This is a genomic window from Rhizobium sp. BK196, assembly GCF_014193255.1.
GTDB lineage: Bacteria > Pseudomonadota > Alphaproteobacteria > Rhizobiales > Rhizobiaceae > Rhizobium.
In genome coordinates this window covers 206,184-226,055 of record NZ_JACHZB010000008.1, presented here as the reverse complement: position 1 = coordinate 226,055, position 19,872 = coordinate 206,184, and the positions used below count along the sequence as shown (strand labels likewise).

Annotated in this window: 20 protein-coding genes; 9 read left to right on the top strand and 11 right to left on the bottom strand. The window is 60.6% G+C overall.

The window, feature by feature from the left end; all coding sequences use genetic code 11:
* Window positions 1-2: 2 nt before the first annotated feature.
* Window positions 3-854 (bottom strand): LysR family transcriptional regulator, encoded by an 852-nt coding sequence (locus FHT78_RS24005; RefSeq protein WP_183749071.1) that lies wholly within the window; start codon window positions 852-854, stop codon window positions 3-5.
* Between the two features lie 112 nt (window positions 855-966).
* On the opposite strand from FHT78_RS24005, the gene FHT78_RS24000 reads away from it, so the two are divergent.
* Window positions 967-1,944, top strand: a complete 978-nt coding sequence (locus FHT78_RS24000) for a zinc-dependent alcohol dehydrogenase family protein (protein WP_183749155.1) — start codon at window positions 967-969, stop codon at window positions 1,942-1,944.
* A gap of 113 nt (window positions 1,945-2,057) precedes the next feature.
* Here FHT78_RS24000 and FHT78_RS23995 read toward each other — a convergent pair whose 3' ends face one another.
* Both FHT78_RS23995 and FHT78_RS23990 read right to left on the bottom strand, forming a co-directional pair.
* Window positions 2,058-3,215: an adenosylhomocysteinase gene (locus FHT78_RS23995; RefSeq protein WP_183749070.1), complete on the bottom strand. Its 1,158-nt coding sequence runs from the start codon at window positions 3,213-3,215 to the stop codon at window positions 2,058-2,060.
* 90 nt (window positions 3,216-3,305) lie between these two features.
* A complete protein-coding gene (locus FHT78_RS23990) occupies window positions 3,306-4,184 on the bottom strand; it encodes a LysR substrate-binding domain-containing protein (RefSeq protein ID WP_183749069.1) in 879 nt (292 codons plus the stop codon).
* A gap of 268 nt (window positions 4,185-4,452) precedes the next feature.
* On the opposite strand from FHT78_RS23990, the gene FHT78_RS23985 reads away from it, so the two are divergent.
* The 5 genes from FHT78_RS23985 (at window position 4,453) to FHT78_RS23965 (ending at window position 9,779) form a co-directional block, all read left to right on the top strand.
* Window positions 4,453-4,965: an NUDIX hydrolase gene (locus FHT78_RS23985; protein WP_183749068.1), complete on the top strand. Its 513-nt coding sequence runs from the start codon at window positions 4,453-4,455 to the stop codon at window positions 4,963-4,965.
* A 62-nt stretch (window positions 4,966-5,027) separates the two neighbouring features.
* Window positions 5,028-6,524, top strand: a complete 1,497-nt coding sequence (locus FHT78_RS23980; protein WP_183749067.1) for an inorganic phosphate transporter — start codon at window positions 5,028-5,030, stop codon at window positions 6,522-6,524.
* Between the two features lie 14 nt (window positions 6,525-6,538).
* Window positions 6,539-7,276 (top strand): 16S rRNA (uracil(1498)-N(3))-methyltransferase, encoded by a 738-nt coding sequence (locus FHT78_RS23975; RefSeq protein WP_183749066.1) that lies wholly within the window; start codon window positions 6,539-6,541, stop codon window positions 7,274-7,276.
* Window positions 7,277-7,417: 141 nt separating this feature from the next.
* Complete coding sequence (locus tag FHT78_RS23970; RefSeq protein ID WP_183749065.1) at window positions 7,418-8,791, top strand: glutamate--cysteine ligase; 1,374 nt, start codon at window positions 7,418-7,420, stop codon at window positions 8,789-8,791.
* Between the two features lie 94 nt (window positions 8,792-8,885).
* Window positions 8,886-9,779, top strand: a complete 894-nt coding sequence (locus tag FHT78_RS23965) for a DUF937 domain-containing protein (protein ID WP_183749064.1) — start codon at window positions 8,886-8,888, stop codon at window positions 9,777-9,779.
* A gap of 86 nt (window positions 9,780-9,865) precedes the next feature.
* Here FHT78_RS23965 and FHT78_RS23960 read toward each other — a convergent pair whose 3' ends face one another.
* On the bottom strand, window positions 9,866-10,165 hold the full coding sequence (locus tag FHT78_RS23960) for a DUF1127 domain-containing protein (protein ID WP_183749063.1): 300 nt from the start codon (window positions 10,163-10,165) through the stop codon (window positions 9,866-9,868).
* Between the two features lie 207 nt (window positions 10,166-10,372).
* Between FHT78_RS23960 and FHT78_RS23955 the strand changes: the two genes are divergently transcribed.
* Window positions 10,373-11,332 carry a LysR substrate-binding domain-containing protein gene (locus FHT78_RS23955; RefSeq protein ID WP_210289923.1) on the top strand — a complete coding sequence of 320 codons (960 nt, stop codon included), beginning with the start codon at window positions 10,373-10,375 and terminating at the stop codon, window positions 11,330-11,332.
* Window positions 11,333-11,349: 17 nt separating this feature from the next.
* Here FHT78_RS23955 and FHT78_RS23950 read toward each other — a convergent pair whose 3' ends face one another.
* The 4 genes from FHT78_RS23950 to FHT78_RS23935 all read right to left on the bottom strand — a co-directional run bounded on the left by FHT78_RS23950 (window position 11,350) and on the right by FHT78_RS23935 (window position 14,547).
* Window positions 11,350-11,991, bottom strand: a complete 642-nt coding sequence (locus tag FHT78_RS23950) for a TetR/AcrR family transcriptional regulator (RefSeq protein ID WP_183749061.1) — start codon at window positions 11,989-11,991, stop codon at window positions 11,350-11,352.
* Between the two features lie 273 nt (window positions 11,992-12,264).
* Window positions 12,265-13,140: a dienelactone hydrolase family protein gene (locus FHT78_RS23945; RefSeq protein ID WP_183749060.1), complete on the bottom strand. Its 876-nt coding sequence runs from the start codon at window positions 13,138-13,140 to the stop codon at window positions 12,265-12,267.
* A 116-nt stretch (window positions 13,141-13,256) separates the two neighbouring features.
* Window positions 13,257-13,673: an MAPEG family protein gene (locus FHT78_RS23940; RefSeq protein WP_183749059.1), complete on the bottom strand. Its 417-nt coding sequence runs from the start codon at window positions 13,671-13,673 to the stop codon at window positions 13,257-13,259.
* A 100-nt stretch (window positions 13,674-13,773) separates the two neighbouring features.
* On the bottom strand, window positions 13,774-14,547 hold the full coding sequence (locus FHT78_RS23935) for an SDR family oxidoreductase (RefSeq protein WP_183749058.1): 774 nt from the start codon (window positions 14,545-14,547) through the stop codon (window positions 13,774-13,776).
* Window positions 14,548-14,644: 97 nt separating this feature from the next.
* Here FHT78_RS23935 and FHT78_RS23930 point away from each other — a divergent pair, with 97 nt between their 5' ends.
* Window positions 14,645-15,562 (top strand): LysR family transcriptional regulator, encoded by a 918-nt coding sequence (locus FHT78_RS23930; protein ID WP_183749154.1) that lies wholly within the window; start codon window positions 14,645-14,647, stop codon window positions 15,560-15,562.
* 4 nt (window positions 15,563-15,566) lie between these two features.
* Here FHT78_RS23930 and FHT78_RS23925 read toward each other — a convergent pair whose 3' ends face one another.
* Entirely contained in the window at window positions 15,567-16,115 is a 549-nt protein-coding gene (locus FHT78_RS23925; protein ID WP_183749057.1) for a hypothetical protein, read from the bottom strand.
* Window positions 16,116-16,117: 2 nt separating this feature from the next.
* A complete protein-coding gene (guaB, locus tag FHT78_RS23920; protein ID WP_183749056.1) occupies window positions 16,118-17,602 on the bottom strand; it encodes an IMP dehydrogenase in 1,485 nt (494 codons plus the stop codon).
* Window positions 17,603-18,056: 454 nt separating this feature from the next.
* Here guaB and FHT78_RS23915 point away from each other — a divergent pair, with 454 nt between their 5' ends.
* Window positions 18,057-19,478: a DHA2 family efflux MFS transporter permease subunit gene (locus FHT78_RS23915; protein WP_183749055.1), complete on the top strand. Its 1,422-nt coding sequence runs from the start codon at window positions 18,057-18,059 to the stop codon at window positions 19,476-19,478.
* Here the strand turns inward: FHT78_RS23915 and FHT78_RS23910 are convergent.
* Window positions 19,471-19,869: a VOC family protein gene (locus FHT78_RS23910; protein ID WP_183749054.1), complete on the bottom strand. Its 399-nt coding sequence runs from the start codon at window positions 19,867-19,869 to the stop codon at window positions 19,471-19,473. The genes FHT78_RS23915 and FHT78_RS23910 overlap by 8 nt on opposite strands.
* Between the last annotated feature and the right edge of the window lie 3 nt (window positions 19,870-19,872).

The window sequence follows — 19,872 nt, the reverse complement described above, 5'->3', positions numbered from 1 at the left end:
GACTAATCCGCCAGCCGCTCGACGACGAGATCGAGAAGCGCCCTCAGGCGCGCCAGCCGCTTCATATCGCGGTGATAGCCGATCCAAGTATCGCGGCCGGGCGGCGCTTCGCCGAGATCGACAGGTTCGATGGCCGGGATGGCATCGCCAAGCGGGCGCGGCAGGACGGCAAGGCCGGCGCCTCTGGCACAGAGTGTCGCCTGCACATCGCGATTATTGCTGCGCATGGCGATATCCGCTTCTGGCAACAGCCTCTGCAACCAGCCGACGTCGGGCATGCCACCAAAGGCCTCGTCCATGGTGACGAGCCGGGCGCCTTTACCATCGCCCGCTACAGGATGCGGTAGACCGCGACGGATATAAAGGCCATAGTCTATATGCAGCAGCTTGCGGGATATGACCTCGGTCTCGGTGAAAGGCGCGATCCGGAAGACGATATCGGCTTCCCGGCGTGAGAGGCTGAGAAGCCGGCTGTCAGTCAGCAGTTCGACGACGACCTTGGGATAGGCAGCAGAGAACTCGGCCAGCACCGGCGAAAGAACATGCGCGCCGAACCAGTCTGACGAAGAGAGCCGCAGCAAGCCGTCGAGCTGCCTGCTCTGGCCGGCAAGCTCGCGCTCCAGCCCCAGTGCCTCCTCTTCCATGCGTTCGGCATGGGCGAAGACAGTCGTGCCTTCATCCGTCAGGACAAAACCGTCGGCGGTGCGCTGGAAAAGCGTCTGGCCAAGCGAGGTCTCAAGCGCTCGAACGCGCCGGCCCATGGTCGGCTGCGTCAGCCCGAGGCTGCGCGCCGCGGCGCCGAGTGTTCCGAGGCGCGCGATTGCAAGAAAGAGTTTCAGATCGCTCCATTCCAACAGCTCTGCCTCAAACAAAATTGCATGATCTTCATTCTGTATCTTTCATTTTCATTCATAATTCAATGAGTCATTCTGCGTCCAACAAACCAAGGAGAGTTCCGTGAGCACGATGAAAGCCGCGCTTATAGAAGCGCAGAATTCAGAATTCAAGATTGCCGATATCGCAAGGCCAACGACCCAGGCCGGCCAGATCCTCGTCCGCATCAAGGCGGCCGCACTCAATCCGCTGGATCTGAAGATTCGGGCCGGCGAGGCCGCGCATGCCCGTCACCCCCTGCCCGCCATCCTCGGCATCGATATGGCAGGTATCGTGGAAGCAGTCGGCCCCGGCGTCGAAGGCTTTCGCCCCGGTGACGAAGTCTATGGCATGACCGGTGGTGTCGGCGGTCTGCAGGGATCGCTTGCCGAATTTGCAGCCGTCGATGCCGATCTCGTGGCCCTCAAGCCGCGCAATCTCTCCATGCGTGAAGCAGCGGCCCTGCCGCTGATTGCAATTACCGCCTGGGAAGGCCTGGCGGAACGTACCCAGGTGAAAGCCGGACAAAAGGTGCTGGTCATCGGCGGTGGTGGCGGCGTCGGCCATATCGCCGTGCAGATGGCGGCTGCTGCCGGTGCCCAAGTCTTTGCCGTCGATGGCGGTTCGAAGGCCGAATATATCCGCAGCATCGGGGCAACGCCGATCGACTATGCCAAGGAGACGACGGAAGATTATATTGCCCGGTATACCGACGGAAAAGGCTTCGACATCGTCTATGACACGATCGGCGGCAAGGGGCTCGACGCCGCCTTCCAGGCTGTCGCCAAGTTCGGCCATGTTGTCACCAGCCTGGGCTGGGGCACGCATTCGCTGGCACCGTTGTCGTTCAAGGGCGCGACCTATTCCGGCGTATTCACGCTGGCGCCGCTGCTGACGGGCGAAGATCGTGCCCATCATGGTGGGATCCTGAAGCAAGTCGCAGCACGTGTCGAAGCCGGCTCGCTGATGCCGAATCTCGACCGGCGGCAATTTTCGCTCGGAGACGTCGGCGAAGCCTACCGGCTGCTCGAAAGCCGGCAGGCTGAAGGCAAAGTGGTCGTCGACATCTGACGACCTTCCGCAATTCCGGACGCAAAACCGCAATGCACTTTTGCTGGAATTGCTAGCCTGTTTTTGGCGCAATTCCGGACGCAAAACCGCAATGCACTTTTGCTGGAATTGCTCTAGCGCGCCAGATCGAGATAGGCGCTCGCAACCATCGCATCGATATCCGCCGGAACCGGCACGATGCAGGATTCGGCGCCGACGCCACGCTTTGCGACCCGCTCCAGGCAGCGGGCCTGCAAGGTAAAGCCGAGGTCCATGGATTCAGCGGAATTGCCAAGCGGACGCGGGCCGGCCAGGTTGGCCATATGGCCGCCGCCGAGAACGTGGAATGACCGGTCGTCCTTCAGGTGGAAGGTCTCAATAAAATCGGCCTCGTAGCGATCGATATCAACGACATCGGGATGACTGCGAAAGGCGGCCACATCGATCTCATGCGGGAAATGCCCCCCGTTCATGAGGATTGCTCCGTCCTTGATCAGCGGCAGATCGGCTGCCGTGACGATGCCGGGGAAACCGGTGACGGTGGCGATCACGTCCGCCGAGCGGATGGCCTGTTCGCGCAACGGCGTGACGAAACCGTCGAGATGCGCCTCAAGGCTGGTGACGGGGTCGATATCGACAACGCTGACCGTCGAGAAGGCATTGCGGAAGGCGGCGGCCGCGCCCTTGCCGCAGGCGCCGTAACCGAAGACGGTCACACGCTTGCCATTGGTGGAGCGGTTGGTGAAGCGCATGTAGCTTTCGAACAGGCTCTGGCCGACGGCGTGCCTGTTTTCGGCGAACTGCTTGATCGGGCTGTCATTGATGACGAGGATCGGCATGGCGAGCTTGTCGCGCATCGGCAGCAGGCGGGTCCGGCCGGAGGTCGTTTCTTCCGTGCCGCCGAGCAGATTGGCGTAGGGCTTCTCGGCTGCGATCGCGAAGAGATCACCACCATTGTCGAGCAGGAGATCGGGCTTTTCGGCAAGGACGGCTTCAAGACTCCGGTGATGGGCGACGAGATCGGTCGTTTGGGTTGCGAAGACGGTGATGCCTTGCGCACGCAGGAATTCCACGGTTGCCGGCTGCGTACTGTTCAGATTGCCGGTGCAAATCAGGCGCGCGCCACCGGCCCGCAGGGTCATCAGCAGAGCGACCGTCTTCGGTTCCAGATGGATGCCGGTGCCGATCGAAAGACCGGCAAAGGGGCGTGTCTTTTCGAATTCCGCAGCCGTTGCCTTCAGCAGGCGGCAGCTATTACCGGTCCAATCTATGCGTGTTGCAGGTTTTTCCATCTCATGCCCTTTCGTTTCCTCTGTTCTAGCGAGGCAAAGACAGGGCGGGCATGGAGATATTTTTGATGAAAGGGCAGAAAAACTGCCCTTTCAGGACGCGCCGCCCGAGCGCAGCAGCCAGTTGCGGAGTGCTACGAAGGCTGGCCGTTTCGCATCTGATGCCCGGCAGCAGAGGCTGTAGCCGGTCGGCCGGCGGATGAAGCCGTAAGGTGCGACCAGAATGCCGCGGGCGAGATCGTCCTCGATCGAGGCTTTCGGCGCCACTGCAACGCCGAGGCCGGCACGGGCCGCACCCACCGCCAAAAGAAGATCCTCGAACTCGCGGCGCCGGGAAAATGCGACCGACGGCGTACCGCTTTCGGCAAACCATTCCGCCCAGAGTTTCGGCGCGCTTCGGCTGATAAGGATGTTTGCTTCCGCCAAGGCCGCGGCATCGCCTGCAAGTCTGGCCGCCATTGGCGGCGTTGCAACCGGGCCGAATTCGTCCTCCATGAACCGTGTCTCGGTGACGCCGGCAGAAGATCTGATTTCGCCGCCCATAATCACGGCATCGAAATCCGGATGTTGCGACAAGGGCTCGACGACCGTCATCGGCACGATATCGATTTCGATATCGCCAAGACTTGCCTGCATGTCGGCCGCTCGCGGCATCAGCCACCAGACAGCAAAGGCCGAGGGCACGCCAAGGCGGATGCGCGCTCTGTGTGCGTCTTCAAACTCAGCGGCGGCACGCTTCAATATCGTCAAGGCAGCGCTCGCGGCCTCGGCAAGGGCGCTCGCCCTCTCAGTCGGCACCAGCCTGCGGCCATCACGCACGAAGAGCTTGCTACCCAGGTGATCTTCGAGTGTCGATATCTGCTGTCGCACAGCGCCGCGCACCACACCCAGCTCTTCGGCTGCCTTCAGAATGCTGCCGTGACGACAGACAGCTTCAAAGGCGCGGATGGCGTTGAGGGGTGGGAGCCGCATGATCACGATACCTTGAAAAATGCTGGTGGAACAAATGATCGCGGCATTGATTAGGATGCCGCACCGGCCCATATTGTACAGCTGTGCAAGACGACGCCTTCAGGACAGGAAATGACGGAATTTCAGAACCTGCCCAGCTTCGATTTTCCTATGTACAATGAATCAAATCGTGTGCCGGTTCGTTCTGCACGTATGGATCGCGCAAGCTTTTCATACCATACTAATATAACAACGACTCAGCTCAACGATCGTAAAGGTGACCCGACAATTGACCCTTCTTGCCCGCCTGGCTTCTGATGTGCAACTCATGTTTCGGCGCCCGCCGCGACAGCAATATGCCGCGCTCTGTTATCGGGTCAAAAAGAAGACGGGTGAGCTCGAAGTTCTGCTGATGACCAGCCGCGATACCGGCCGCTGGGTAATCCCCAAGGGCTGGCCGATGAACCGCAAATGTGCCTATGAAGTTGCGGCGCAGGAAGCCTTGGAAGAGGCTGGCGTACGCGGCACGGTAGAGACCGAAACGCTCGGCGACTATACCTACCCCAAGGTTTTGCGGGACGGCATGAAGGTGACTTGCAAGGTTCAGGTCTATGCCCTCGAAGTGACTGGTGTCGCGAAGAATTTCAAAGAAAAGGGCGAGCGAACCGTCGAGTGGGTTTCCTGCGACGAAGCGGTCAAGCGCGTCCAGGAATCCGAACTGCGCAATCTCTTCCTCGCTTTCAAACAGCGTATGGCCGCACGCCTTTCCAACGGCATTCCGAAACAAATTCCGGCGGAATGAGTCTTGCCATCTTGTGCTGCTAGAAAAGGCGGCGCAAAAGCAGGATCTAGCCAGGAAACAGAATGCCGCAACGCAACGCCGTCCTTACGAAACGCACGCTTGATAAGGACCTCGACAAGCTCACCCATGTCGAGGACGCGGCCAAATATGTTTCGCGACGGCTGGTCGCGCCGGGGCTTGGCCTGATCTTTCTCGGCCTCGCGATGCTTTTTGCCGGCGTTTACGTTTTCGACAGACCAGGGGCGGTCCTGGTGATTGCCGCCGCGGCCCTTGCCGCCTATATGGCGATGAATATCGGCGCCAACGACGTGACCAACAATGTGGGCGCGGCCGTCGGCGCGCGCGCCATCAGTATGAAGCAGGCGCTGATCATCGCCGCCATCTTCGAGGTGCTGGGCGCGACGATTGCCGGCGGCGACGTCGTCAAGACGATTTCCTCCAGTATCGTCGATACCGTGGTGGTGCCGCAGGCCATGCTCGGCTGGATCATGATGGCGGCGCTCACGGCTGCCGCACTCTGGATCAACCTCGCCACCTGGATGAATGCGCCGGTTTCGACGACGCACACGATCGTCGGCGCTGTGATCGGTGCCGGCATCGGAGCGGTCGGGCTCGAGCCGGTCAACTGGCGGGTGATGCTGGAAATCACCGCGAGCTGGATAACGTCGCCATTGATTGGCGGGCTGATCGCCGCGGGGCTCCTCTATCTGGTCAAGACCCTCATCGTCTATCGCGAGGACAAGATCGCCGCCGCCCGACAATGGGTCCCCATCATGATCGCCACAATGGCTGGCGGTTTCATGGCCTACATGGTGCTGCAGCTCGCGCCACAGGGACGGTATCCGCCGCTGACGATCCTCCTGATCGGCATCGGCATCGGTCTCGTCAGCTGGCTGGCCGCACGGCCGATCATCCTGCGGCAGGCGGAGAATCTCGAAAATCGCAACAGCTCGCTTCGCACGCTGTTCCACTTTCCGCTGATCGGGTCTGCGGCGCTGCTTTCCTTCGCACATGGCGCAAACGATGTTTCCAATGCGGTGGGTCCTCTTTCGGCGATCGTTCACTCGGCCGGCATCGGCGACGACGCGATGATCGGCCACTCACCGCTCTGGGTGATGCTCATCGGTGCTCTTGGAATCTCGGTCGGCCTCCTGCTTTTCGGCCCGAGGCTCATCCGGCTCGTCGGTGAAGAGATAACCAAGCTCAATCCGACGCGCGCCTATTGCGTAGCGCTGTCGACCGCCTTCACGGTCATCGTCGCTTCGTGGCTCGGCCTGCCGGTCAGCACCACGCATATCGCCGTCGGCTCGGTGTTCGGTGTCGGCTTTTTCCGCGAGTGGTACACGCGCCATTCGAAGCGCCGTATCGAATTCATACGCCGCAAGGCCGAAACCTTCGAGATCGACGAGCCGGAGCCGAACGTTCATGAGGCCCGGCGCCGCTACCTGGTTCGCAGGTCGCATTTCATGACGATCGTCGGGGCGTGGATCATCACCGTGCCGATCTCTGCCGCGCTTGCGGCGATGATTTATTGGGCTATGTTCGCGCTCTTCATGTGAATCAAGGTCTTAAGATGCGCGCCAATTTCCGCATGCAGCGGCTTTTCATCGATGCTCCCTTGTCAAAAGGTGCCGCCGTCGAGGCCAGTTTCGACCAGTTCAACTATCTCGCCAACGTGCTGCGTATGGAAGAGGGTGCGGAAATCCTCCTCTTCAACGGCCGCGACGGCGAATGGAAGGGGAGCCTTACCTTCCCGACCCGCAAACGCATCCTGCTCACGGTGAGCGAAGAGACCAGACCGCAACCCGCCCCCTCCGACCTGCACTATCTCTTTGCGCCGCTGAAAGTCGGCCGCATGGATTATCTGGTGCAGAAGGCGGTGGAAATGGGCGCCGGCCTGTTGCAGCCGGTCATGACCCAGCATGTGCAAGGCAAGATCACCAATCTCGACAAGATCCGCGCCAATGTTATTGAAGCGGCGGAACAGTGCGGCATCCTCGGCATTCCGGATGTGGCCGAGCCCGTGCGGCTTGCCGATCTGCTCGACCGCTGGCCTGCGGACCGGCGCATCATCTATTGCGATGAGGGCGATGCCGGGCAGAACCCGCTGCCACTGCTTTCCAGGGTAACCGAAAGGAAGCTCGCGCTTCTCGTCGGCCCTGAAGGCGGCTTTTCGGAGGAAGAACGGGCGCGTCTACGCAGCCTCGATTTCGTGACCGCTATTCCGCTCGGGCCGCGCATCCTGCGTGCCGACACGGCAGCCGTCGCAGCCATGGCGGTGATACAGGCTGCCATCGGCGACTGGAATTGACCATCGAAGGTCGATCGGGCGGAAAGTCCGCTATTTTTTTGATGACCTGTTGAAACAATTTCACTTGCAACTTGGCTGGCTTGCGCACTAATCACCCTTCCAATTGCCCCGGCCCCGGCGCCTTCGAATACAGGTACTTTCATGGCTCGCGACACCACCGACCAGACGCCGATCTCTTCGGTTCAGGAGCTGACCGATTATCTCGCCGCCGGCAACAAGCCGAAGGACCGATTCCGCATTGGCACGGAACATGAGAAGTTCGTCTTCTTCCGCAAAGACAATAGTCCGGTTCCCTATTTTGGCGAAGCCAGCATTTCGGCGCTGCTGAAGGGCCTGCAGGCCAAGAGCGGCTGGGAGCCGATTACGGACGGCGACAATATCATCGGCCTTGGCGAGCAGAACGGCATGGGCGCCATCTCGATCGAGCCCGGCGGCCAGTTCGAACTTTCAGGCGCACCGCTCGAAAACATTCACCAGACCTGCAAGGAATCCAACCACCATCTGGCGCAGGTGCGCGAGATCGCAGAGCCCATGGGCATCGGCTTCCTTGGGATCGGCGGCAGCCCGAAATGGACGTACGCGGAAACCCCGCATATGCCGAAGTCGCGCTACGAGATCATGACCAGCTACATGCCTGAAGTCGGCACCCGCGGTCTCGACATGATGTACCGCACCTGCACGATCCAGGTAAATCTCGACTTCTCCTCGGAAGAGGACATGCGCCGCAAGATGCGCGTGTCGATGAAGCTGCAGTCGCTGGCGACCGCGCTCTTTGCCTCCTCGCCCTTCACCGAAGGCAAGCCGAACGGTGCTCTTTCCTGGCGCGGCGATGTCTGGCGCGACGTGGACAACAGGCGCAGCGGCCTGCTCGACTTCACTTTCCGCGACGATTTCGGCTTCCAGGATTATGCCGAATGGGCGCTCGACGTACCCATGTATTTCGTCATGCGCGACGGGCACTATCACCGGGCAACCCACGTCACCTTCCGCCAATTCATGAACGGGGCGCTGAAAGGCGAGATCGCTGCGTATGAGCCGACGATGGGCGACTGGACGAACCATCTTTCGACGCTCTTCCCCGATGTTCGCCTGAAGCGATTTCTCGAAATGCGCGGTGCGGATGGCGGGCCGTGGCGGCGCATCTGTGCCCTGCCGGCCTTCTGGGTCGGACTGCTCTATGACGATACTGCTCTTGAGGCCGCCGAGGAACTGACGAAGGACTGGGGCTTTGTCGAAGTGAATGCGTTGCGCAACGCGGTGCCGGAAGAGGGTCTCAAGGCCGAGTTCCGCGGACATGCGCTGATCGACACGGCGCGTGAGGTCCTCAATATTTCCCGCGCCGGCCTGAAAGCACGCAACAGGCTGAATGGCGACGGCGTCGACGAGAGCATCTTCCTGGCACCACTCGACGAGGTTCTGGCCAAGAAGGCGACACTCGCCGAGGACCTGCTGGCGCTCTATCACGGCCGCTGGAACGGCTCGGTCGAGCCAGTCTTCCAAGAATATCAATACTAAAAGGCGGTTCGCCCTTTCCAAAAAGCCGTTTGCGCATTCGCATTTCGAGCTATAGTAGCACGAACATGCGCCGCTATCCGGGAAAGGGACTTTCATGCTGCCACTTTTCGACATGATGATGCAGGCGCAAAACGGGGCGGCGATGGATGCCATCGCCAAGCAGTTCAACCTCGCGCAGGAGCAGGCGACCAAGGCGATGGCCGCGCTGACGCCGGCCTTTTCCGCGGGCCTTAAGCGCAGCACCAGCAATCCTTACGATTTCGCCGGCCTCATGCAGGCGGTGGCGTCGGGCAATTATGCCAAATATTTCGAGGACATGAGCAAGGCTTTCACCCCCGAAGGCATTTCCGACGGCAATAACGTCCTTTCCCAGCTTTTTGGATCGAAGGAAGTCTCGCGCGCCATTGCCGCACAGGCGGCGCAGATGACCGGCATCGGCCAGGAAATCTACAAGCAGATGCTGCCGGTCATGGCAGGTACGCTGATGGGCGGGCTCTTCAAGCAATCGACCGGTCAGATGGCCTCGCCGGTCAATCCTTTCGTCAATACTGCCATGGGCGAGACGATCCAGAAATGGCTTGAGAGCACCGGCTTCGCGCCGAAACCGAAGACGACACCCGAACCCAGCATTTTCGATAATCCGTTCACCCAGGCCATGCAGCTGATGTTCAGCGTGCCGAAACCGGCGCCCCAGCCGCAACAACCCGTCAATCCTTTCCTGGACAATCCCTTCGCCAAGGCATTCCAGGAGATGATGGCAGGGCTTCAGCAGCCGGCAGCAAAGCCGCCGGAACAGCCGAAGGAAGAACCGAAAGCCGAAAACGACAGCTATAGCGAGATGCTGAACGCCATGTTCGACAGTGGTCTCGAGGTGCAGAAGAGCTATCAGAAGAGCCTCGAGGCGATCTTCGAAGCCTATCGGCCAAAGACGGCGCCCTCCCCCGATGGCCCCTCTCCGACAGGGACCTCGCCCGCGGGCAAGAAATAAAAAAACCCGGAGATGGCTTGGGAAAGCCGATCACCGGGTTAAGCAGCAGGGCTATTGGCTATCACCCTGCGGGGAAACGCCTGCGTTCAGTCCCTGTAGGGGCGCATGACCGCAATACGCCAGCGGCGCTTGGCCGCCTGCGTCAGATGCTCCGACGGATCTTCGAAGAAGGTCGAAGCCAGAAATGCGGAGGTGACATCGGCCCGCGTCAGGCCGATATCCCGCAACTGATTGTCATCAAGGTCGTAAAGCCCATTCACCTGCGAGCGATTGCGCACGATGCGAAGGGCGGTTGCCAGCGGCGCAAGGCCAGCCATAAGACGCTGGGTGAACGTCGGGGCGAGCTTGCCGCAGTCGAGTTCTAGTGTCTGTTCATGAGTGCGCATCGAACTCTCCTTTCTTCGGGGCGCAGAACAGCCCACCCCGCCTGCGAGGTCGTGCAGGAAGGGCAAAGCTGCTCACAGGCTGGACAGGCAGGGTGTCTGTCCTTCACTTTGCTTGATTTGCATCCCGAAGATGCCAAAGACCTATTGATCAGTCCAACGAATGTTTCTAATGATTAACATCAGAGATCTTTATGGATGGACAAGATCATGTCGGCGCCCCTTGATATCGACCAGTTGCAGACTTTCATCGCAATCGTGGACTCCGGCAGCTTCACCAAAGCGGCCGACAAGGTCTACAAGACACAGTCCGCCGTCTCCATGCAGATGCGGCGCTTGGAAGAACGCATCGGCAAGCAGCTCTTCATCAAGGACGGCCGCGGCAACAGGCTGACGGTCGAAGGCGAAAAGCTGCTCAATTACGCACGCCGCATCATCCGCCTGAACAATGAGGCGATCGCAGCCTTCGACGACAACAGGCTGGAAGGCACGCTGCGCATCGGCACGCCCGACGATTATGCTGACCGCTATATGCCCGAGATCATCGGCCGCTTTGCCAAGACACATCCGAATGTTGAGCTCTACATCGTCTGCGAACCATCGGTGGATCTCGCAGAGCGCATGCACAAGGGCGAACTCGATATCGCGCTCGTCACCCACAATCCGCGTGAGCGCATTTCGGACGTGGTGCGCACGGAGCCGCTCTGCTGGGTGAGCTCCGCCAACCACCCGATCCGCGACGATGCGCCGGTCCCGCTTGCCGTCGGCCGTCGCGACTGTCAGTGGCGCCAGCTCGCCTGCTCGGCGCTCGATGCCGTCGGCCGTGAATATCAGGTCCTGTTCACGAGTTGGTCCTGCACTGTGGTCGCCTCCGCCGTACTCGCCGGGATGGCGGTATCGGTCATGCCGGAATCAGCACTGCGGACAGGCATGAAAGTCTTGAGCCAGGCAGACGGCTTCCCGCCGCTGCCACCGGTGCAGATCGGCATCATGAAGCGGCCCGGCGTTTCGCTGTCGCTGATGAACGCGATCACCGCGCACATCACCGCCTGCCTCGACAACATCACGCCGACCGTCATCGAAGACGGTCTGGAACAGGATATGAGGACGGGCTCCTCCCGCCACTATCCGCGGCTGAAGGCTGCTGCCAGCATGATGCCAAGCTGGTGATATTGAGGCTGGCGATATTAGGCCACTGAAGCTGAGGTCGGAGCAAATAGAGAGGCGCGGATGGCGCGCTTCCATTCGTCGAGAATGCGCTCCCCGAAGCCATCTTCGCTCAGCACTGCAAGGCGGATGGCCGCGCCGATGAGGTGGCTGAAAAGGTAAGTGCGCGCTTTCATCTGCTCATCGCAAGATTCCGGTGCCAGGCGGCGGACAGCGGCTTGAAAGATCTCGGCGACTTGGCCGCTATGCTCGATGTTCAGGCGCAGGAGATCCTGATCCGTCTCCGTTCCCATCCAGACGCCAAGATAGGCGGCATCGTTGCGGTATTCGGCATAATACCAGTCGATCACCGCGGAGATCAGGTCGAGAGCTTCGTCCAAGGACCGAACATCCGCGAACATTTGAGCCGTCTTCTGCTGGATCGCCTGCGCATGACGGTCGAACAGCGCTTTAACGATCGCCGCCTTTTCGGGAAAATACTGATAGACCGAACCGATCGGAACGTTCGCGGCGACGGCAAGCTCGGTCATCCGCATGGCGCTGACGCCCTTTTCGGCGATGATGGTGGCTGCGGCGTTGAGGATGAGGTCCAGCCGCTGGATGCTTCGCTCCTGTTTCGGCTTCCTGCGAAGAGCAATGCGATCCGAAATATCCGCGACCATGTGGTCCCCATCTGTCTCGTTATCGAGCGGCCGAGCTGGTGTGTCATGCCGGCGCTTCGGGCCGATATGACATGCAGGTATTCATCCGTCGTAAATGGAAATGGTCGGATTTTAGGCAATGGCAAGAGGCTGGGGAAAACGGGGCATTGCGCCCCGTTTTGGTCCGCGTGAGAGGGCCTCTCAACACCTCGTTCAGCAAGACCAGCTGAGCATACGTCATCAAACCTGTATCGTCTTTCGGCACAATGCCGAAGCTTGGGGCCGAAGCTTGGGTCAGGCGAGGTTCCGCTTCAGAAACTCGACCGTACGGCCCCAGGCGAGATCGGCCGCTGCCTTGTCATAGCGGGCAGCCGAGGTATCGTTGTTGAAGGCGTGGTTGACGCCGTCGTAGACGTAAATCTCGAATTTTTTGCCATTCTCCTCCAGCGCCTTCCTGTAGGCATCGATGCCCGCATTGATGCGATCATCGAGGCCGGCATAGTGGAGCAGCAGCGCCGCCTTGATGTTGTGAACGTCAGAGGCCGGCGGCTGTGCACCGTAATAGGCCACGCCTGCCTTCAGCTCGGGCGACTTGACCGCGAGGTTGTTGACCGCACCACCGCCCCAGCAAAAGCCGATCGCGCCGACATTGCCGTTCGCCGTGTCGAGCTTGGAGAGGTAGATGACCGTCGCCTCGCCATTTGCGGTAACCGTGGCCGCATCGAGCTTGCTGAACATGTCGCGCGCCTGATCCTCGTTCTCAGGTGTGCCACCCTGCGGCGACAGGAAATCCGGCGCGAGCGCCACAAAGCCTTCGAGCGCCATGCGGCGGGCGACATCGCGGATATGCGGATTGAGGCCGCGGTTCTCATGGATGACGATGACGGCGCCGAGCTTGCCGGAGGCATTCTTCGGCTGCACCAGATAACCCTTCATGTCACCGCCGCTGCCAGGATAGGTAATATCCTGGCTGGTCAGGCGATCGTCATTTTCGGCGACGACCTCGGCGGCTGCCTTGTTGGCGGCCAAGAGCGGCGCGATTGCCGCGGCCGCGGTTGCCGAGCCGGCAAGCTTCGTGAGCTTGTCCATGAAGCTGCGGCGATCCAGCGTCAGATGCGTATATTCATCATAGGCATTGATCATTGCCTGCGTAATGACGGGCTTTTCCATGACGGACCTCCTTGTTTCCACCCCATGCCCAATCGGCAAAGAGGAACATAGGTCAGCGGCCGATAACGGAGGAACAAAACTGTGTTACCAACCTACCTGGAGAAAATTGCCCGCGATCAAGAGAATAGCATCCAGCCGGCGAGCCAGGCCCACATGGCAGCTAACACGACGAAGCCGGCGGCGAAGAGCGGGCTGCGATAGCGCAGATCGTTGCTGGTGACATGCACATAGGCATGGGCATATCGCAGGGTGACGAAAAGCCAGGCAAGCACGACGGCCGCCAGATTATCCGCCTCAGTGATATAAAGAAGAATGCTGCAGGCATAGAAGAGCACCGGCAGCTCGAACTGGTTGGAAAGGCTGTTCTTGACGAAAAGGCATTCGGCTGGTTCATCGCGGTTCTCACGAAAATCGGATTTCCTGATCCGTCCTTCGCGCACCGCTTTGCCGCGGCGCATGCCGAGCAGCCCATAGAGGATATAGACCAGCAGGACGTGGGCAAGCAGAGGCCAGAACATCTCGTAGCCGGTCATCAATCATTCCTTCTTCTCGGCGACTGCCGGAGCAGTAGCGGAAAGACCGGACGGATGCCAGAGCCGTGACGGCCCGCCGTGGAGCGGGCCGTCTTCAGGGTCAGACCTGGGCGCTACCGCCGTCGACGAAGATCTCGGCGCCGGTGATGAAGCTCGATTCTTCTGTCGCGAGGAAGAGGGCCGTTGCGGCGATTTCTTCCGGGCGGCCGACGCGCCCCATCGGAACCTGCGATGCCATATAGTCCAGGAGACCCTGCTGCTCGGCCTTGTCCTGGCCCGCGAGTTCAACGAGACCTGTCGTTTCGGTCGGCCCCGGGCTCAGCGTGTTTATGCGGATGCCGCGATCCTTCAGGTCGAGGATCCAGTTGCGAGAGAAATTACGGATCGCGGCCTTGGAGGCAGCGTAGACGCTAAAGGCCGGTGTGCCTGAAACCCCCGCCGTCGAGCCGGTCAGGATGACTGACGAACCTTGCCCAAGCAGGGGCAGCGCCTTCTGCACCGTAAAGAGCACGCCTTTCACGTTACGCCCGAAGGTATCGTCATACTGTTCCTCGGTGATTGCGCCGAGCGGGGCAAACGAGCCCCCACCGGCATTGACGAAAAGCACGTCGATGCGGCCGGCCTCTGCCTTCACCTGTTCATAGAGGCGGTCGAGATCGGTAAGCTTTGCCGAGTCTGCCTGAATTCCGGTGACATTGCCGCCGATTTCGGCAACAGCCGCATCAAGCACTTCCTTTCTGCGGCCGGTAATGAAAAGCCGTGCACCTTCGGCTGCGAAGCGCTTTGCGGTGGCCAGGCCGATACCTGATGTTGCGCCTGTGATGACCGCGATCTTTCCATTCAGTCTCTGTGTCCCATTCAATGTCTGGCTCATTGTCGTCGTCTCCTGTTGCGTTCGACTGAGCTCAAGATGTGGACGCACCCCTCGTTTCTGAATAGAAATAAATGAAAGGTATCATTGCAGGAATGAAATAATGGGTTTTCCCGATTTCGAGGGGCTGGCAATGTTTGCCAAGGTTGCAGAAGAGCGTTCTTTCGCTCGTGCCGCCAAGACGCTCGGCGTTTCCGTGCCGACCGTATCGAGGGCGGTCAGCAGGCTGGAAAACCGGCTCGGCGCGCGGCTGTTCAACCGCACATCGCGGCAACTGGCGCTGACCGATTTCGGGCTGCGGCTGGTCGACCGCGCCCAGCGCATCTATGCGGAGGCGGAAGCGGCAGAGAATGCGGCTCGCGAACTCTCCAGTCAGCCGCGCGGGCTGATCCGCCTTGCGGTGCCGATGGTTTTCGGGCGGCAGTGGCTGGCGCCGATCCTGCCCGATTTCTTCGAGCTTTATCCCGATGTTTCGATCGATATGCATATGAGCGATGCAGTGGTCGATCTGGTGGGCGAAGGCTTCGATGCAGCGCTGCGCATCGCCGTCCTGCCGGATTCCTCTCTAGTGGCCAAACGGCTGGCGCCGGTGGCACCTTTCATCCTGGCAGCCCGCTCCTATCTCGAGAAATACGGTTGCCCGCAGCACCCGCGCGAGCTTGCCGCCCATCATTGCCTCGGCTACGCCTATCGGCCGCGGCAGGATGTCTGGCGCTTCAGCAACAAGGCGGGAGAGGAGGAGATCGTCGTGCCGAGCGGGCCGCTCAGGGCGACCAATTCGGAGGCGCTGATCCCGATGGCATTACGCGGTCTCGGCATTGTCGAGCTGCCGGAATTCATGGCTTATGAGTATCTGGTCGATGGACGGCTGAAAGCGATTCTCACCGATTGGACCCTGCCGAAAGGCGCTGTCTATTTCGTCACGCCATCAGCACGTGCGCGTCCGGCAAAAGTGGAGGCGCTTGCGGAGTTTTTCGCCGCAAGGCTCTCACATCCGACATGGCGCTGGCCGCAATAAAGGCTCAGTTTTCGCGCGACCAACGGAGAATCGCGCCCCTCACGATCAGAATGGTACAGACTGCAAGGCTTGCGAATTTCAGCTTCGTCATCCACGGCAGGATCTGTGCGGCAAGACCTGCCGCGCCGCTGTCGCTGAAGGCCACCAGGCTCGAGATGTTTTCGCCGTAGTCGGCAAGCCCGTATATGAAGGGCAGGATGTAGGTGATACGGCCGAGCAGGCGGGGCGCCGGCCGGCCGCGCCATGTCCCGATCGGGCCGAGCCGCAGGAAAATCAGGAATAGAAGGGCTGTCAGCAAAGCCGGAAAGACGAGTTCCGGGCCGAAATACATGGCCCGGAGAATGCGGCTCGCCGTCTCGTTCCGATCGAGCAGCGTCTGCATATGGAAGACGGCGGACTCGTCATAGCCTGCAAAATATGTATCGAGCACTGCCTGCCCGGTCTCATGCTCGAAGGGCATGGTGAAGCCGAAGGTGGTCCAGCCGAGGACGACGAGGCAGAGGGCTGCGAGCAGCGCGATGATCCAGAGCGGAATCGAGCTGCCCGACTTCATTGTCAGGCGCCGGCGCCCGGATAGTTCGGGCTTTCGCGGGTGATGGTCACGTCATGCGGATGGCTCTCACGCAGACCGGCGCTGGAGATGCGCACGAAGGTAGCACGCTCCTGGAACTCCTTGATGTCCTTGCCTCCGACGTAACCCATGGCAGCCTTGAGACCACCTGCGAGCTGATGCAGGACGCCGGACACGGGACCCTTGTAAGGCACCTGGCCCTCGATGCCTTCAGGCACAAGCTTCAGCGTGTCGCGCACTTCTGCCTGGAAGTAGCGGTCCGCCGAACCGCGGGCCATGGCGCCGACGGAGCCCATGCCGCGATAGGCCTTGAAGGAACGGCCCTGATAGAGATAGACCTCACCCGGGCTTTCATCGGTGCCGGCGAGCAGGGAGCCGACCATGACGGCAGAAGCGCCCGAAGCAATCGCCTTGGCTACATCGCCCGAGAACTTGATGCCCCCATCGGCGATCACGGGAATACCCTGATCCTTTGCGGCCTCGACCGCCGACATGATGGCGGCAAGCTGCGGAACGCCGACGCCGGCGACGATGCGCGTCGTGCAGATCGAACCCGGCCCGATACCGACCTTGACGACGTCGGCACCGGAATCGATCAGCGCCTTGGTGCCGTCATAGGTCGCGACGTTGCCGGCCATGATGCGAACGGAATTGGAGAGCTTCTTGACGCGGCCAACGGCTTCCAGAACACGCGCCGAATGACCGTGCGCGGTATCGACGACGAGCAGGTCGACACCTGCATCGATCAGCCGTTCGGCGCGCTCGAAACCATCGTCACCAACACCGACGGCAGCAGCAGCCCGCAGGCGGCCCTGCGCATCCTTCGATGCGTTCGGGTTCAGCTGCGCCTTTTCGATATCCTTGACGGTGATGAGACCGACGCAGCGGCCCTCGCCATCGACCACCAGCAGCTTTTCGATGCGATGGGAGTGCAGCAGACGCTTGGCCTCCTGCTGATCGACGCTTTCCTTGACCGTCACGAGATTTTCGCGGGTCATAAGTTCGAAGATCTTCTGGGTCGGATCGGATGCAAAGCGGACGTCGCGATTGGTGAGGATGCCGACGAGAAGGCCGGACTTTTCGACGACCGGAATGCCGGAGATACCGTGCATCTTCATCAGCGCCAGGGCGTCGGCAAGCGTCGCGTCGGGGCCGATCGTCACCGGATTGACGACCATGCCGCTTTCGAACTTCTTGACCTGGCGAACCTGCTCTGCCTGTTCAGCCGGCGTCAGGTTCTTATGAATGACGCCGAGGCCGCCGGCCTGGGCCATTGCGATCGCCAGACGGCCTTCGGTGACGGTGTCCATCGCGGCCGAGATGATCGGGATATTCAATTCGAAATCCGGTGCAAGGCGTGTTGCCACGCTCGTCTGGCCGGGGAGGACTTCGGAATGACCGGGTTGCAGCAGCACGTCATCGAAGGTGAGTGCGTCCAGTCCGGTTGGCGTTTCAATGATGCGAGCCATGGCCAAATTCCTTCAAGAAAGAAAAATGCAACCTACCCGGTACGAATCGTCCGCACCGGCGGTGTGCATGAGTTTATGGAAGTTGGCGAGGGCTGGTAACACGTCTATGACAGGAAGGAAATAGCAAAAAAGCCGGGAAAATAGCCAAGCCTGAAGCGCCGTACATCCATTTGGACGCACAGAGGACGCTTTAACACCTTGAATTTATGCATCAGGCTTTGGAAATCGACTTCGATTTTCGAGTAGAGCCTTCACATGGGAGCCATGCGTCTGGCTCAGACGTCGTCCTGGCCCGGTAAGCATATATCAATCTCGAGAGACGAAGGTATCGAACAAGCAGTGTCACGCAGTCGTGATCCAAACGGATCACCGGGACCGATTGGCACAGCCCATAACTGGGACTACACAGCACGGGCCTTCCAAGCCCCATCCGCATCCATCAAGGCATTCGCCTATGAACCGCATCGTCCCGCTGATCCTCGCCGTTGCCCTCTTCATGGAACAGATGGACTCGACCGTGATCTCGACGGCCCTGCCGGCGATTGCGGCCGATCTGCATGTCGGACCGATTACCCTGAAACTGGCTCTTACGTCCTACATGGTGGCGCTTGCGGTGTTCATTCCGATCAGCGGCTGGATGGCGGACCGGTTCGGCGCAAAGAATATCTTCCGGCTGGCGATCTGTGTTTTCGTCGTCGGCTCCATCTTCTGCGCCTTCTCCTCCGGCCTCGTCGAATTCGTCTTCGCACGCTTCTTGCAGGGCATGGGCGGCGCAATGATGACGCCTGTCGGGCGTCTCGTGCTGGTGCGAACGACGCAGAAGAGCGAACTGGTCTCGGCCATGGCGCTCTTGACGATCCCGGCCCTTGTCGGCCCGCTTGCCGGTCCCCCGCTCGGCGGCTTCATCACCACTTATTTCAGCTGGCACTGGATCTTCCTCATCAACGTGCCTGTCGGCATCATCGGCGTGTGGCTCGCGACAATCTTCCTGCCGGACATAGAGGCGGCGGCTCCGCCGAAACTCGATTTCGCGGGTTTTATCCTGACCAGCCTTGCAGCTGCAGGCGTCGTCTTCGGCTTCTCGGTCGTCAGTCTTCCGGCCCTGCCGCCGATCATCGGCATTGCGGCCACTGCTGTCGGCATCCTCTGCGGCGTGCTCTATGTGCGTCACGCCAGGCGCTATCCGACGCCGATTCTCGATCTGAACCTGTTCAAGAATTCGACCTTCCGCGCCTCGACGAGCGGCGGCACGCTGTTTCGCATCTGCGTCGGCGCAATGCCCTTTCTGACGCCACTGATGCTGCAGCTCGGATTTGGTCTTACGCCCTTTCAGTCCGGCCTCATTACGTTTGCCGGCGCGATCGGCGCGATTACCACGAAGTTCATCGCGCGGCGCGTCTACAAGGCGATCGGCTTTCGCACCACGCTTCTCTGCGCCGGCGCGGTGACGACGCTCGTGACCGCCGTGACCGGTCTCTTCACGCCGGAGACGCCGCATCTCGTCATCATCGGCGTGCTGCTGCTTGGCGGCTTCTCCCGCTCCTTCATGTTCACCGGCGTCAATGCGCTGGCCTTTGCAGATATCGACGATGCGCAGGCAAGCCAGGCGACATCCATGGCCTCGGTGATGCAGCAGATCAGCCTGGCGCTCGGCGTCGCGGTTGCCGCCTCGATCCTGGAAACCTCGATCTATTTCCGTGGAGCCGAGCTGCAGGTCACCGATTTCCACATCGCTTTCTTCATCATCGCCGGGCTGACTGTCATCGCCACCATCCCCTTTGTCCTCATGGCCAAGGACGCTGGGGCTTCCGTGTCGGGCCACCGCGCCAAGCGCGTGCCGTCGACGATCAACGCCGAGCAGCAGCCGGTCAAATAAACGGCGGTTCTTCGGCCTTTTCGCAGACCGCGCATAGCTTGTTGCCGTCAGGATCCCTGACATAGGCTGCGTAGAAATGCGCGTGATAGGAGCGCAGCCCCGGCTCGCCTTCATCGATAGCGCCGGCCGCAATTGCCGCTACATGGAAGGCATCGACCGCCGCCCGCGTTTCCGCCTCGAAGGCCACCATCGAGCCGTTGCCGTTCGTCGCCCGGCGCCTGTTGAAAGGGGTTACGACCCAGAAGCGGCAGCGTGTGTCGCCATCGGCGGCATAGCCGATCTCCTCCTCCGAATAGCGCTGGCACCGGTAGCCGAGCACCGGCAGGACGGCATCATAGAAATGCCGGGCGCGATAGAGATCGTTGGTTCCGAGTGTAACGTAAAGAAGCATGGG